A 16,239-nucleotide genomic window follows, 5' to 3' on the forward strand; every position below is an offset into this window, starting at 1 on the left:
GTTGGAACTTTATAATGCCTGACTATCGTTCAAAAACATCGACACACGGAAGAAATATGGCGGGTGCACGCGGCTTATGGCGTGCAACGGGTATGAAAGACGAAGATTTTGGTAAGCCGATTATTGCGGTGGTCAACTCATTTACCCAATTTGTACCTGGCCATGTGCATTTAAAAGACCTCGGTCAAATGGTGGCAGAACAAATTCAGGCGGCAGGTGGTGTTGCCAAAGAATTTAACACCATTGCCGTAGATGACGGGATTGCCATGGGCCATGACGGCATGTTGTATTCATTGCCATCACGTGACTTGATTGCCGATTCGGTAGAATACATGGTCAACGCGCACTGTGCCGATGCTATGGTCTGTATCTCCAACTGTGACAAAATTACCCCAGGGATGCTGATGGCTGCCATGCGCCTAAACATTCCAGTGGTGTTTGTATCTGGCGGCCCAATGGAAGCAGGTAAAGTCAAAATTCGTGGCAATGAACACGCGATTGACTTGATTGATGCAATGATTGTGGCGGCAGATGATAACTATACCGATGAAGAAGTCGCTGAATACGAGCGCTCAGCATGCCCAACCTGTGGTTCATGCTCAGGGATGTTCACTGCCAACTCAATGAACTGCTTAACAGAAGCCTTAGGTTTATCTTTACCTGGCAACGGCTCAATTCTAGCAACTCACGCCAACCGTAAAAAACTGTTTGATAAAGCAGGTCAGTTGATTGTGGAATTGGCTAAACGCCATTATGAACAAGACGACTACAGCGTATTGCCACGTTCAATTGCAACCAAAGCATCTTATGAAAATGCCATGACATTGGATATTGCCATGGGTGGTTCAACCAACACCGTATTGCACTTGTTGGCGGCTGCCAATGAAGCAGGTGTGGATTTCACCATGGATGATATTGACCGTTTATCACGCAAAGTACCTGTATTGTGTAAAGTTGCACCTGCAAAACAAGACGTTCACATGGAAGATGTACACCGTGCGGGCGGCATTATGTCTATTCTAGGTGAGCTGGATCGTGCAGGTTTATTGGACACTTCTGTAGGTACGGTTCACGAAGCAACCTTAAAAGATGCTTTAGATAAATGGGACATTATTCGTACCGAAAATGAAGACGTTTACCAGTTCTTCCGCTCTGCACCGGGCGGCGTACCAACCCAGACTGCATTCTCACAAGACCGTTACTATTCACGTTTAGATGGTGACCGTGACAATGGTGTAATTCGTAATGCAGAACACGCCTTCTCTAAAGATGGTGGTTTGGCGGTACTTTACGGCAACATCGCTTTGGATGGCTGTATTGTCAAAACTGCAGGGGTGGATGATTCCATTTTAAAATTCAACGGCACAGCTCGTGTTTTTGAAAGTCAGGATGCTGCCGTAGACGCGATTTTGGGCGGTAAAATTACAGCGGGGGATGTGGTGGTGATTCGCTACGAAGGCCCACGTGGTGGCCCAGGTATGCAAGAAATGCTCTATCCAACCAGCTATTTGAAATCGAAAGGTTTAGGCAAAGAATGTGCCTTACTGACCGATGGTCGTTTCTCGGGCGGTTCTTCAGGTCTTTCAATTGGTCACGTTTCTCCAGAAGCGGCTGAAGGTGGTGCGATTGGTCTGGTTGAAGATGGTGACCGTATCGAAATTGATATTCCAAACCGCAGCATTCACTTGGCGGTAGATGACGCAACCATGGCGGCACGTCGTGAAGCGCAAGAAGCCAAAGGCTGGCATCCTGCAGAAGAACGTCCACGTAAAATTTCTAAAGCGTTGAAAGCCTATGCTATGCACACTACCAGTGCGGCAAAAGGTGCGGTACGTGAAATCTAAGCAGTACTTAGCAATTTAAGCTGCCACAAAAAAGCACTCCAAAATTGGGGTGCTTTTTTATGAGCCTGCCAATGAGCAATGTCAGTATCGCAGCAAATTTGAGCAATGAAATTAGACAGGCATTTTCGTTTACATCCTGCCCGCTTTCGATACAATGAAAAATAAAATAAATCGTCATAATGAACACGACATTTCACCCATCTTGCTAAGGAATCAGCCATGAGTAAACAGAATATCCGCGAACATTCAGCCGAAGTCTATGAAGGCATTGAAAATGCACCTGCACGTTCCATGATGCGTGCGGTGGGTTTTAAGGATGAAGATTTTACTCGTCCATTTATTGGAATTGCATCGACTTGGGCCAATGTCACACCATGTAATATGCATATTGATGGCTTAGCGCGCGAAGCAGAAATAGGCGTGAATCAGGCGGGTGGTAAAGGCATTATTTTCAATACCATCACCATTTCAGATGGTATTTCAAACGGCACCGAAGGCATGAAATATTCATTGGTTTCACGTGAAATTATTGCCGACTCAATTGAAGCTGTGGTGGGCTGTCAGGCCTATGATGGTGTGATTGCAATTGGTGGCTGCGATAAAAACATGCCAGGTTGCATTATGGGACTGGCGCGTTTAAACCGACCAGGCTTATTTGTTTATGGGGGCACGATTAAACCGGGTGCAGGACACACCGATATTATTTCGGTGTTTGAAGCCGTAGGTCAGCATGCCAAAGGTGAAATTAACGAAATTCAGGTCAAGCAGATTGAAGAAGTGGCTTTGCCGGGTGCAGGTTCTTGTGGTGGCATGTACACCGCGAACTCTATGGCATCGGCGATTGAAGCACTGGGCATGAGTTTGCCGGGATCTTCGGCACAAGAAGCTGTTTCTCAAGAAAAAATGGATGATTGCCAACGTGCAGGCGAAGCAGTGATGAATTTGTTACGTCTGGATATTAAACCACGTGACATTATGACCAAATCTGCCTTTGAAAATGCCATTAAAGTATTGATTGCTTTGGGTGGGTCGACCAATGGTGTGTTGCATTTAATTGCCATGGCGCATTCTGCAGGGGTTGAACTCACACTCGATGATTTCGTGCGTATTGGTCAGGAAACCCCAGTAGTGGCTGATGTACGTCCATCGGGCAAATATTTAATGTCGGAGCTGATTGCTATTGGCGGAATTCAACCATTGATGAAACGCATGCTAGATGCAGGCATGCTCGATGGTTCTTGTTTAACGGTTACAGGTAAAACTTTGGCAGAAAACTTGGCCGATGTTGCCGATTATCCTGAAGGTCAGCAAATTATTTTACCGTTTGATGCGCCAATCAAAAAAGATTCACACTTGGTGGTGTTAAAAGGCAATTTATCGCCTACGGGTGCAGTGGCAAAAATTACAGGCAAAGAAGGCTTGTATTTTGAAGGGCCTGCACGCGTCTTTGAAGGTGAAATTGGTGCGATGCGCGGCATTTTAGATGGCGAAGTGCAAGAAGGTGAAGTGGTGGTGATTCGCGGTGAAGGCCCTAAAGGTGGCCCAGGTATGCCAGAAATGCTGAAACCAACTTCTGCAATTATTGGCAAGGGCTTGGGTAACTCCGTGGCGTTAATTACCGATGGACGTTTTTCGGGCGGTAGTCATGGTTTTGTGATTGGGCATGTGACCCCAGAAGCATATGAAGGCGGGCCAATTGGTCTGGTGAAAAATGGTGATAAAATTTCGATTAATGCTGAAACCCGTGAAATGACTTGGCATGTGTCGGAAGAGGAAATGGCAGCACGTAAAGCGGCATGGGTCAAACCAAAACCAAACTATACCCATGGTGCTTTGGCAAAATTTGCCAAACTGGCATCGGGTGCAGAAAAAGGTGCAGTGACTGATCTGAATTTAGAAGTCTAATTGCTCATTTTTATATGAATTGATATAAATCCTTGTGTACTATTGAAAGACGAGCGCACATGATTTGCATGTGGCTTGTCCCTAAACCACAAGGATTTTCTTTTAGAGGCTGATCTCATGTCACTGTTACGCCGTTGGTTCGATCCGATCCGATCGAGTTGGTTTTATCAAAAACCATCTCGGCAATCGGTGTTGTCCACGGAACACGGACTGAGTGTGCATTTACGTCTAGATGATGTATATAGCTATTTGGCGGTACAGCAGTTGCCGCAATTAGAAGATATTCTGGCCGATGACTTAAAACCTTTAACCGTGGTGATTTCGCGGCAAAGTGGCGATGCACCGAACCAAATGTCGGCGGCAGAATGGCAAAATTACTGTATTCAAGATGCAAAAATTCTTGCCAAACAACACCGTTTTAGTTTTCATGATACCCCTGAACCACCGACTGCAGAAGCTTTAATGCAGGCAGAAACCATTTTGCGGCATACGCCGTTACGTGGTCAGGATTTCTTGTATTTACTCGAAGATGTGTTCCACATGCTATGGCAAAAGCAGTCGGGTAAATTACGCACCTTATATGCCATGGCCAGCCGTCATCATCAAATTCAGGATTTTCCTGAACGGGTTTTTAATGATGCACCTGTATTGGCCAGTTATTTTGAGTTTGGTGGACGTAAATATCATGCAGTCGATGATTTATTGCGTCTGACTCGCCGTTTAAAACAACAAAAATTACTGACCGATAATCCTATTTTCTTGATCAACCATATTGAATGGCGTGAACATTTAATTAGTGATGCCGAAGAACTCAATGAAATTCAGGCGCTTGACCCTGAATTGGATTTATACATCGCACTGGAAGACCCGATTTCTTGGTTGTTATTGGCGTATATCAAAGAAGAATTGGCCGCCTATTACAATATTCATTTGAATGTGTATCCATTGTCCTATCATGGGCGTGACTATTTTGACTGGAGTTTGGCAACACGTTTATCTAAACGTACCGATGTTGCGTTTACGCCGTTTTGCCGACCGACCGAACAGGCGACTTATCAAATGGCACAACTGTATTACAGTGTGCCTGAAGAACAGCGTGTCGATGCCATGTATCGCATTTTGCAGGCGGTATGGACAAGGGGGCAGGATTTATCCTTTAAAGCGCATTTTGAGCGTATGCAGCGTGAACTCGAGTTAGATCAACTGACCACAGCGGATGTGACTGAGTTGCTCAAAGAAAATGATATGCTGTGTGAAATGAAATCTCAGCCCGATTTTCCTGTGTTGGAATTGCGTATAGATGGGCAAAGCTACGTGTTTAATAGCTTATATCGGGTATGGATGATTGAAAGTATTTTCAGTAATGTGTTAGAAGAAAAGTATAAGAGTGAAACTGAAACTGAAACTGAAACTGAAACTGAAAGTGTAGCCCAAGCCCATGAACAATGAAAAAGTAAAATCATTACAACAAGCACGTGAAAAAATAGACCAAATTGATGTGGCTTTAATTGAATTGATTGCATCGCGTCAGTTTTATGTCGATCAGGCCATGCGCCATAAACAGACTTTGGAAGATGTACAGTCGCCACAGCGCGTGAAAGAAGTGATTGAAAAAGTCCGTGCTTTGGCTGTGCAACATGCAGTCGATCCAGACATGGTCGAGCGTTTATATCACGATATGATCCAGCATTTTATTCAGCGTGAATTAAAAGAATTTCGTCCTTAACGGATCTTATCCATATGTTTGGGCGATGCTTCAAACGCAGCCCAAACTTTATATTTACGCGGCAATACTGCGTATTTGTATGCCATCATGGTGTTTAAAGCATCATTTTTAAAAATAATTTACTTATTTTTTCTGCTAGCAGCTTTAAGCGCAAAGCCTTGCCTGTCTTGACTTTGCCAGCTTTTCATAAAGTTTTGGTAAAAAAAAGAATATGAATTTATTACATTTTTTAACGATGTAAGTTTGATTTATTTTAAAAAGTATATATATTGTATATACATCTTTTGCAAAGCAGTCTTTATTTTGGAGATCAGCATTGAACGAGCAAATCAAAAAAATAAAGACAGGCAAGAAAGATGGACAACTTTTAATTCGTATTAATAGTACTGAACGTGATGAATTTATTCGTTTATGTGAAGAACTTGATACTAGTGCTGCTCGTGAATTAAGAAAATTTATTCGTAGTTTTGTGAAACAACACAATGGTAACGAATAGCCTTACTAAGGAGTAATACCATGGCTAAGCAAGTTAAATCTTTGAAGCAAAAAATCAAAGCACGTTTGAAAAAAATTTCAAAACATAAAGGTAAATTGAAGCAACTTAAGCAAGAGCTTAAAAAACAGAAATAAGCCACAGCAAAAGCATGATCTCTTAAAAACGGTTTATTCTAGACAGACCGTTTGAAGTAAAAAAAGACCGAACAATCATTGTTCGGTCTTTTTGCATTGCTTCGGCAGCTGCTTAGGTTTCAGCAGATGACAGCAGGTTCTGATTAGGATGGATCGCGCAAACTAAAGAACCAGTTTAGGAACAAGGCCGCAAAGGTTGCTGTACCAATCCCACCCAAATTAAAGCTGCCCAATTGCAGCGCAAAGTCACCCGTTCCTAAAATAATGGTCACGGCAGCCACCATCAGATTTTTGTTTTTAGAAAAATCGACCTTGTTTTCAATCCAGATTTTCGCGCCAGCAATGGTAATCAAACCAAAGACCACAATTGAAGCACCTGTTAAAATAGCGGTAGGTATGGTGTGAATAATCGCGCCAAATTTGGGTGAAAGCCCAAGGAAAATTGCAAAGACCCCCGCCACCACAAAAATAATCGTGGAATACACGCGGGTAACAGCCATCACTCCAATATTTTCACCATAAGTGGTCATACCTGGTGCACCGACACCACCTGCGAGTGTTGTGGCAACACCATCTGCGACAAAGGCTTTACCAATGTGTGGATCGAGGTTTTCACCTGTCATTGCTCCGACTGCTTTAATGTGTCCCAAGTTCTCTGCCACCAAAATGAAGGCAATTGGGGCGATAATTAGCATGGCATTCACATCAAATACAGGCGCGTGAAAGTCTGGAACACCAAACCACGCGGCTTGCTGAATTGGTGTGAAGTTAATTGGCGTACCCCAACCCATGACATTGGTGACCATAAAATAGATCAGATATGACATGAGTAAGCCGATTAGCAGTAAAAGACGTTGCAATAAACCTTTGGTAAATACAGCAATCATGCCCATACACAGCACAGTTACCAATGCCATCCACATATTAAATGGATTGCCTGCAACGGCTTTGACCGTGACTGGGGCAAGGTTTAAACCAATGATCATCACCACTGCACCTGTCACCACAGGTGGCATCAATTTTTCAATCCAACGGGTGCCTGTGGCCATCACCAAAAAGCCAATCAGGGCATATAAAATACCGCAGGCAATAATCCCGCCTGCCGCGACCCCAATATTGGCATTTAAACCACCTGCTGCACCTGCATAGCCTGTGGCAGCAATCACTACCCCAATAAAGGCAAAGCTCGAACCTAAATAACTTGGAACGCGCCCACCTGTCATGAAAAAGAATAGGATGGTACAAATCCCTGACATTAAAATGGCAAGGTTCGGGTCAAAGCCCATTAAGAAAGGTGCAAGTACCGTAGCACCAAACATGGCAAACGCGTGTTGTATCCCCAATACAACGGTTTGTGCAGGCGGTAGATACTCATTGGTCCCTACAGGACGCGCATCAATGCTGCCTTCATAAGGGCGCCATTTGGGAAACCAATTGGACATAAAGTGAGCACTCAAAAGCTAAATTGAGCACATCATACCCTTGTATTGCATAAATTTTTTAAAAATTTTGCGAAGAAACTGACCAGCTGCTTATTTTTAGAATTAAATTTTACTATTTGTTAAAAATTACATTTAATATAAATAAGTAATTTTATTTATAAATTTAAAGAATGTTTTGCTGCATCAATGGGATGAAAGTAGACGAAGAATAAATTTAATTGCACATAATTTAGGCTAGTTTTTCGCCACGCAACGTATAGAGCTAAAAAATGGGCGCACAGTGGATGATTAATGAGCAAGGTCAGCAAAGAACACCGTAAAAGACCACTCAGCAGGGAAGGGTGCCCTCAAAGATATAATGCGTTTAAACAGCAATAAGCCTGTAAAACATGGAGCCAATGATAAACACATCTGTGAGTACCGTCATTTGACCCAGAAAATAGTCAATGTTCATCTTTTTTTATCTGATATTTAATCATAAGCATAATTCAAACAAGGTAATACAGAAATTATAAAAAATGCCAGTTTTCATGGTTTATATGATTTTTTTAGTGACCCTTTTAACAGCAATCTGCCCAAGCCATTTCCAAGTGAGTGAATAAACCACAAGCAGAGTACATGACTCTGCTTGTTGTACTATTCGTAGAGGCTTAACCTGTATTGCGTAAGCCTGCTGCAATCCCTGCAATGCTTACCATGAGGGCATGATCGACAGGGGTATGTTCGGCATGTTGTTCTGCCAAATACCGGCGACGACGTTTCATCAACTCTGCCTGTAGCAAATGCAGTGGCAATAAATACGGTTTACGCACCCGCATTGATTGATCTAGCACATCATTGCTGCTGAGCAATTGTGATTCACCTTTGAGGGTCAGTAACGTTGTTACGGCATCACGCAGGCGTTGACGCAGTTGCTCACCGAGTTGTTTCAAGTCTTCGTCATCGGTCAGGTGTGACTCATAATACAATGCAATATTGCTGTCGGCTTTAGACAACACCATTTCTAACATATCAATTAAAGTCTGGAAGTAAGGCCAATCGCTGAGCATTTCATCTAAAGTGGCTTTTTGTCCCTGATCGATTGTTTGGTTAATTGCTGCGCCTGTACCTAACCAAGCAGGCAGCATCAAACGGATTTGCGTCCATGCAAATACCCACGGGATGGCACGTAAGGATTCAATTCCGCCGCTGACTTTACGTTTTGCAGGACGAGAACCGAGCGGCAACATCTGCAATTCTAGTTCTGGCGTAACGGTGCGTAAATATTTCACAAAATGTGGATTTTCACGCACAGTTTGACGGTAGACCTGTACCGAAAGCTCGGTCATGTTATGCATGACCTCGCGCCATTCTGCCTTTGGCACAGGTGGTGGCATTAGCGTCGCTTCTAAGGTGGCAGCGGTATAGACTTCCAGATTTTGCAATGCAACCCCTTCAAGTCCAAATTTAAAACGAATCATTTCGCCTTGTTCGGTAACGCGAATTGCACCTGAAATAGAACCTGGTGGCTGTGAGAACAGCGCTTGTTGAGTCGGTGCGCCACCACGGCTAATGGAACCACCACGACCATGGAATAAGGTTAGCTGCACAGCATGTTGCTGCGCTACCGCAGTCAGTTCTTCCTGAGCGCGGTACTGTGCCCAGTTGGCCGACATGAACCCTGCATCTTTGGCGGAGTCCGAGTAGCCAATCATGACCTCATGTTTGCCCTGAATATGCTGTTTGTACCAATGCATATTAAATAGGGTATTCATGGTCTGGGCAGCCCCATCCAAGTCTTTCAGGGTTTCAAACAGCGGCACCACACGTAAAGGATGCTGAATGCCTGCTTCTTTTTGCAGCAATAACACCGCTAACACATCACTTGGATATTCCGCCATGGAAATAATATACGCGCCCAAGCTTTCCTGCGGTTGCTCAGCCAACGTGCGCATGGTAGCAAACACTTCTTGCACATCGGGATGTTGAATCAGGCTTTGTGCAGGTTCCTGCATGAATTTTGGCAATAACGGACGTTTGCTTTGCAGTTCTTGAAGTAAGAAGTTCTGACGCGCTTGTTCAGTCCAAGTTTCAAAATTGCCCAAACCTAAATATTCGGTAATGGCAGAAATGGCTTGGCGATGACGTCCTGACTCTTGGCGAATATCCAGTTTTAGCAATTCAATACCAAAACAATTCACACGATGTATTAAATCCAGCAATTTGCCGTTCGCAATGTCTGACAATTGGCAAGCCGTCAGCGAGCGATAACACAGCAGTAAAGGCTGTAACAACTCGTCTTTGTTTTTAATCACCAAACTGTCATCAGCATCTTTGCCTTGTAATTTCGCTGCTAACCAGTTGCGGGTGGCTTTTAGGCGTTCACGGGTGTCGCGTAAATATTCACGGTACGGCTCTACATGGGAATGTCCCAAAGCATCTGCCAATTCTGGGCTGCATTGCTGAATTGAAAGTTCCCAACGCAAGTTTTCAATATCACGTAAATACAGTTCTGCTGCTTTCCAGCGCGACAACCACAACACTTCTTGAGTCACTTTATGGGTGACATTGGGGTTGCCATCACGGTCACCGCCCATCCAAGAGGCGAAACGCACAGGCGCAATATTCAGCGGCAGACTTTGCCCACAATGTTCCTGCACAATGCTGTCTAACTCACGCATGAATTTAGGCACTGCATTCCACAGGGTTTGTTCGATGGTGGTAAAGCCCCATTTGGCTTCATCGACAGGAGTTGGGCGATGTTGGCGAATTTCATCGGTTTGCCAAGCCGAGCTGATGAGCTGTTTTAAATCTGCCAAAACTGCCTGACGTTCACGTGGCGTCAGTTTTTGTTGATCCATTTTAGACAGGCAGTCATTAATATCGTCATATTTTTGAATGAGGGTACGACGGCTGACTTCAGTCGGATGTGCAGTTAAAACCAATTCAATTTTCAGTTCGCAGACTTGTTGATAGAGTGTTTCTGCAGAAATTTGGTTGTCTTTAAACTTGAGGAATAAGTGATCGAGTGGGTTTGGAGAAACAGCATGTTCATCAAATTCACTTTGGCGACGACTCCGCACCACATGATATTGCTCGGCGATGTTGGCAAAGTTCAAAAAGTGGGTAAAGGCACGGGTGAGTGGTAAGATCTCGTCATCTTCCAGACTTAAAAACAGTTGTTCGAGTTGTTTTTCAGCTTCGGCTTGTCCATCGCGCGCGCCTTTAGATAAAGCACGAATTTGTTCGACCTGATTAAACAAATCTTGTCCTGCGTGTAACTTGAGGGTCTCACCCAATAAGTTGCCAAGTAAGCGTACGTCATCGCGTAGAGGAGCATCAATTTGTTGAATCATTCGTTGTTCTCCATGTTCTGTGTTTTTTACTCTGTTAAGACTATACCCCGATTTAGATACAATCCAAGCGGGCTATCTACAAAAGTTGCATGGATTTTGCGCATCTGAAGTTATAGTGCCAAGCGGCAGTATTTCGCAGAGAAATACAGGGCAGTGTGGCATGCGATTTGGTAAAAAAATTCCGATTTAGATCAACCTTTATTGGCCTGTTCAGCCATAACGTAGCATAAAAATACCCATTGCATCTTCAATAATCTTTTGAGATTGTGCAGCATCAGGCACGGCACGTACACCTAGTAAAACTTCATGGTGACGTAAACCATGTAGTAAAGAAACGATCAATTCAGTTTGTATTTTAGGTTCATCTGCCTGAATAAATTTTAGTTCTGCTGCTTTGCGAAAGAAGCTTTCCCACATCGCACGAAGTTTGGCATGTGAGGCATTGTAAAACTGCAATGCCAACGGATTTTGCTCCGAGGCCAGTTCCATCAGCAAGTGTTCTAATTTAATCGCTTCAGGCATGTTGGCCAAGTTCAAGGACAGTTCACAGGCTTGGTATAAAGCCTGCTTAAAATTGCGATGTGCAGTCAAGTCCAAAGGCTGTGCTTTGAGCAGACTTTCACAGGTTTCTTCAATGGCACAGGAAAATAAGGTAGCTTTGTCTTGAAAATGATTATACACCGTTAATTTGGTCACGCCTGCTTCACGTGCAATCTGATTCATACTCGAACCATGAAAGCCCAACTTTAAAAACAAGTGTTTTGCCGACATTAAAATGCGTTGGCGTTTTTCTAAATCTTTGGGTCGTCCGACATGAATCTGCACACGCTCCTCCTAATTTGCATCAGTACAACTGGAAAATGACGCTTCAGTTTTAATTAATGTACCTAGTGGTATATTAATTAAAAAATAATCAATTTAATATACTGCGTATTCTGCCCTAATAAAAACGTTTAAATAAGAGCACGCTAGATGAACACGACTCAGAATCTCATTGGCAGCCTGATGCTGTTGTGCTGTATCACCCTAATGGGATGCAGCAAGCAAAACACCGAGGTTGAACAGGAAGTCCCTTTGGTGATGGTGACTCAGCCCAGCAGTTTACATCTTGAGCAAAAAAGCTATGCAGGCGAGGTGCAAGCACGTCTGCAAACCGCTTTGGCATTTCGGGTTGCAGGGCAAGTTACACAGCGTTTTGCCGATGTCGGAGATCGGGTCAGAGTTGGGCAAGTCTTAGCAACACTGGATGTGCAAGATGCAGCATTGCAGCTCAATGCCGCGCGTGCGCAACTGGAAAGTGCACAATCTGCTGCAAAAATTGCCAGTGATGAATTGCAGCGTTTTCAGCAATTGTTACCCATGAACGCAGTCAGCCGCTCGCAATATGATGCAGTCAAAAACCAGTATCAACATGCCATGGCGCAGTTGAAACAGGCGCAGTCCAATTATGCGGTTAGCAGTAATCAAACCGATTATAACCAGTTACGTGCCACAAAAAATGGCGTGATTACTGAACGCAATATTGAAGTTGGGCAGGTTTTAGCGGCAGGGCAGGTCGCTTATCAATTGGCGATTGATGGAGAACGTGAAGTCGTGATTGGTGTGCCTGAACAAGCAGTGGCTGAAATTCGGGTCGGGCAAGAGGCAACGGTCAGTTTATGGTCACAACCTGATAGCCGTTTTACTGGTACGGTTCGAGAAATTTCCCCTGCGGCAGATCAGTCACGTACTTTTAAAGTCAAAGTGGCTTTACGCGAAGGCAATGCACAGATTCAATTGGGGCAAAGTGCGCGGGTATTTCTGACTCGCCAAGCCAATCAGGGTTTATATGTGCCTTTATCTAGCGTATCGGCAACTGGGCAACAAGCTTTTGTTTTGGTCTTGCAGGCCGATTCAACCGTTCGCCAAACTCCTGTTACCTTGGGCGCTTATGGACGGGACAGCGTGCCTGTACTCAGTGGCTTGCAGGCGCAAGATTATGTGGTGATGGGTGGGGTACATTTACTGCGTGATCGACAAAAAATCCGCCCAATTAACCGTGACAATCAAGCTGTACAGGCGGTCAATCCAACAGCTCAGGCAGCTCCTGCTGCTACACAGACGGAGCGTTAAAATATGAATTTTAACTTATCCGAATGGGCGTTAAAAAATAAAGGTTTAGTGGTCTACTTGATGCTGTTGTTGGGCATTGTCGGCTTTTTTTCCTATTCTAAATTGGCACAAAGTGAAGATCCGCCGTTTACGTTTAAAGTGATGGTGATTCAAACCTATTGGCCAGGAGCGAGTGCCAAAGAGGTATCCTTACAAGTCACGGACCGTATTGAAAAAGAATTGATGAGCACGGGCGATTATGAACGTATCATGGCCTATTCGCGTCCGGGCGAGTCCATGGTGACTTTTATTGCCAAAGATTCCATGCGTTCCAGCCAAATTCCAGATGTTTGGTACAAAGTGCGTAAAAAGGTCAATGACATTCGCCATGAACTGCCGCAAGGCGTACAAGGCCCATTTTTTAATGATGAATTTGGCGACACTTTTGGCAATATTTATGTGCTGACAGGCGCAGACTATGACTATGCCACCCTCAAAGAATATGCCGACCGTTTGCAACTACAATTGCAGCGGGTCAAAGATGTGGCCAAAGTCAATTTGGTGGGTTTGCAAGATCAAAAAATCTGGATTGAGTTATCTAATACCAAAGCCGCGCAACTCGGTATTCCTGTTAGCGCGATTCAACAAGCCTTACAACAACAAAACAGCATGGCAAGCGCAGGTTTTTTTGAAACCCATTCAGACCGTATTCAGGTTCGTGTGAGTGGTGCACTGCACAGTGTTGATGAGCTGAAACAAATGCCACTGTTGGTGAATGACACCACCATTCAACTGGGCGATGTTGCTGAGGTCTATCGTGGGTTTAGCGAACCTGCCCAACCACGTATGCGCTTTATGGGCGAAAACGGGATTGGCATTGCGGTGTCGATGCGTAAAGGCGGGGATATTCTAGCTTTGGGTGAAAATCTGGAAACAGAATTTGCCCGTTTGCAAAAAACCTTGCCTTTAGGCATGCAACTGCAAAAAGTGTCTGATCAACCTGTAGCGGTAAAACACAGCGTCAATGAATTTATGAAAGTGTTGGCTGAGGCGGTGATTATCGTGCTTTTGGTCAGCTTCTTTTCACTGGGTTTTCGTACTGGCTTGGTGGTGGCATTTTCCATTCCACTGGTTTTGGCGATGACGTTTGCTGGTATGCATTTGTTTGATGTCGGACTGCACAAAATTTCACTCGGTGCGCTTATTCTAGCGCTCGGATTGTTGGTGGATGATGCCATTATCGCCATTGAAATGATGGCAATTAAGATGGAGCAGGGTTATAGCCGCTTGCAAGCGGCAGGCCATGCGTGGCGAACGACTGCTTTTCCCATGCTAACTGGGACATTAATTACCGCAGCAGGTTTTTTACCCATTGCCACAGCAGCCTCAAGTACAGGGGAATACACCCGTTCAATTTTCCAAGTGGTGACCATTGCTTTGGTGGTGTCATGGTTTGCTGCCGTGCTGTTTGTGCCTTATCTGGGTGATAAATTATTGCCAGATTTTCAGCGTCATGCACAGCGAGCGCCGTGGTATCAACGTCTTTGGGCGCGTTTACGCAAACAAGCTGAGCCGCAGCCTGTGCTACAGCACGCAGGTGAATTACACGACCCATATCAAACCCGTTTTTATCAAGTGTTTCGTGGTTGGGTCAATACCTGTGTGCGCTATCGTAAAACCGTCATTGCAAGCACAGTTGCTATATTTGTACTGTCAATTGCGATGTTTAAATTGGTACCGCAGCAATTCTTTCCGCCTTCCAATCGGGCAGAAATTTTAGTCGATTTAAAACTTGAAGAGGGTGCATCCTTAACAGCCACAGAAGCAGCCGTTAAAAAAGTTGAAAAGTTTTTGGCGCAACAACAAGGTATCGACAATTATGTGGCCTATGTTGGCACAGGTTCACCGCGTTTCTATTTACCCTTAGATCAGCAATTGCCGCAAGCCAGTTTTGCCCAATTTGTGGTGTTGGCATCTTCCTTAGAAGACCGCAATGAAATTCGTCGTAATTTATCGGAGCAAATCCGTTTATTGTTGCCAGAAGTGCGTACTCGCGTGTCGTTATTGGAAAATGGCCCGCCTGTGGGTTATCCATTGCAATTCCGTGTATCAGGCGAAGACTTGGCGCAAGTGCGACAATGGGCGCAGCAAGTCGCAGCCACCATCAGTGCCAATCCAAACAGTACCAATGTGCATTTAGATTGGGGCGAGCCGAGCAAAGTCATTCAATTGCAGATTGATCAAGACCGTGCCCGTCAAATGGGAGTGTCGAGTCTAGATTTGGCTAACTTCCTCAATAGCTCTATCAGTGGTGCGGCAATCAACCAGTATCGCGAAAAACGTGAACTGATTGAAATCCGTTTACGTGGCAATCAAACTGAGCGCTTAGATGTCGCATCTTTAAGCAGTTTGGCTGTGCCGACTTCACGTGGAACATCGGTGCCGTTGGCGCAAATTGCACACATTGAATACCGTTTTGAAGAGGGTTTAATTTGGCATCGTAACCGCTTGCCGACCATTACCGTACGTGGCGATATTCGTAGCAATCTGCAACCTGCAACGGTGGTGGCAGAATTATCTGAACCGATGGCAGCCTTGCGTGAAAAATTACCAAGTGGCTATTTAATTGAAGTCGGCGGTACAGTTGAAGAGTCGGCACGTGGGCAAAAGTCAGTCAATGCAGGCATGCCATTTTTCCTTGCGGTGGTGATGACCTTGTTAATGATTCAGCTGCGTAGCCTGTCACGTGCGCTCATTGTATTTTTGACTGCACCGCTCGGCATTATTGGTGTGGTATTGTTCTTGTTGCTGTTTAACAAACCCTTTGGTTTTGTGGCCATGCTCGGCACGATTGCCTTATCAGGTATGATCATGCGCAATTCCCTGATTTTAATTGATCAGATTGAGCAGGATATTCGGGCAGGAGAGTCGCAGTGGGATGCGATTATTAACGCCACGGTACGCCGTTGTCGTCCAATTGTACTCACAGCATTAGCGGCTGTTTTGGCCATGATTCCACTTTCTCGCAGTATTTTCTTTGGCCCGATGGCTGTGGCGATTATGGGCGGATTAATTGTCGCGACCTTATTAACTTTGTTCTTTTTACCAGCGTTATACGCCCAGTGGTTTAAAGTGAAAAAAAATCCACATAATCTGTAAAAGTGACATAATAACGGGTGCGAAACTTGGAAAATTTCAATATAGTAGCACCTTATATTTTTCAGCCTTTGCATACGTTACAGCATGCGCCAGATTAAAAAATAAAG

At 44.5% G+C, this 16,239-nt stretch carries 10 protein-coding genes; 7 read left to right on the top strand and 3 right to left on the bottom strand.

From position 1 onward, the window contains the following. Positions 1–14: 14 nt before the first annotated feature. From ilvD (AC0T5Z_RS00170) to AC0T5Z_RS00190, 5 genes are all read left to right on the top strand, one after another. Positions 15–1,844, top strand: coding sequence for a dihydroxy-acid dehydratase (gene ilvD / locus AC0T5Z_RS00170; protein ID WP_070154893.1), 1,830 nt, complete (start codon positions 15–17; stop codon positions 1,842–1,844). Positions 1,845–2,063: 219 nt separating this feature from the next. Continuing rightward, positions 2,064–3,749: a dihydroxy-acid dehydratase gene (gene ilvD, locus AC0T5Z_RS00175; protein ID WP_435337471.1), complete on the top strand. Its 1,686-nt coding sequence runs from the start codon at positions 2,064–2,066 to the stop codon at positions 3,747–3,749. Positions 3,750–3,866: 117 nt separating this feature from the next. Beyond that, positions 3,867–5,198 (top strand): hypothetical protein, encoded by a 1,332-nt coding sequence (locus AC0T5Z_RS00180; protein ID WP_435337472.1) that lies wholly within the window; start codon positions 3,867–3,869, stop codon positions 5,196–5,198. Continuing rightward, positions 5,188–5,475: a chorismate mutase gene (locus tag AC0T5Z_RS00185; RefSeq protein WP_435337473.1), complete on the top strand. Its 288-nt coding sequence runs from the start codon at positions 5,188–5,190 to the stop codon at positions 5,473–5,475. Before AC0T5Z_RS00180 ends, AC0T5Z_RS00185 begins: the two co-directional genes overlap by 11 nt. 316 nt (positions 5,476–5,791) lie before the next feature. Beyond that, complete coding sequence (locus tag AC0T5Z_RS00190; RefSeq protein ID WP_004970356.1) at positions 5,792–5,971, top strand: hypothetical protein; 180 nt, start codon at positions 5,792–5,794, stop codon at positions 5,969–5,971. A gap of 277 nt (positions 5,972–6,248) precedes the next feature. On the opposite strand, the gene AC0T5Z_RS00195 is transcribed toward AC0T5Z_RS00190, so the two are convergent. The 3 genes from AC0T5Z_RS00195 to AC0T5Z_RS00205 all read right to left on the bottom strand — a co-directional run bounded on the left by AC0T5Z_RS00195 (position 6,249) and on the right by AC0T5Z_RS00205 (position 11,707). Continuing rightward, positions 6,249–7,547, bottom strand: a complete 1,299-nt coding sequence (locus tag AC0T5Z_RS00195; RefSeq protein WP_096902368.1) for a solute carrier family 23 protein — start codon at positions 7,545–7,547, stop codon at positions 6,249–6,251. A 650-nt stretch (positions 7,548–8,197) separates the two neighbouring features. Continuing rightward, the gene (gene ppc / locus AC0T5Z_RS00200) at positions 8,198–10,882 is read right to left on the bottom strand and encodes a phosphoenolpyruvate carboxylase (protein WP_435337474.1); all 2,685 of its coding nucleotides are present in this window, start codon (positions 10,880–10,882) and stop codon (positions 8,198–8,200) included. A gap of 210 nt (positions 10,883–11,092) precedes the next feature. After that, the gene (locus AC0T5Z_RS00205; protein WP_435337475.1) at positions 11,093–11,707 is read right to left on the bottom strand and encodes a TetR/AcrR family transcriptional regulator; all 615 of its coding nucleotides are present in this window, start codon (positions 11,705–11,707) and stop codon (positions 11,093–11,095) included. Between the two features lie 147 nt (positions 11,708–11,854). Between AC0T5Z_RS00205 and AC0T5Z_RS00210 the strand changes: the two genes are divergently transcribed. Both AC0T5Z_RS00210 and AC0T5Z_RS00215 read left to right on the top strand, forming a co-directional pair. After that, entirely contained in the window at positions 11,855–12,994 is a 1,140-nt protein-coding gene (locus AC0T5Z_RS00210) for an efflux RND transporter periplasmic adaptor subunit (protein ID WP_435337476.1), read from the top strand. 3 nt (positions 12,995–12,997) lie between these two features. Next, positions 12,998–16,132 carry an efflux RND transporter permease subunit gene (locus AC0T5Z_RS00215; RefSeq protein WP_435337477.1) on the top strand — a complete coding sequence of 1,045 codons (3,135 nt, stop codon included), beginning with the start codon at positions 12,998–13,000 and terminating at the stop codon, positions 16,130–16,132. Positions 16,133–16,239: the final 107 nt, after the last annotated feature.

The organism is Acinetobacter pengchengensis, from assembly GCF_982235305.1.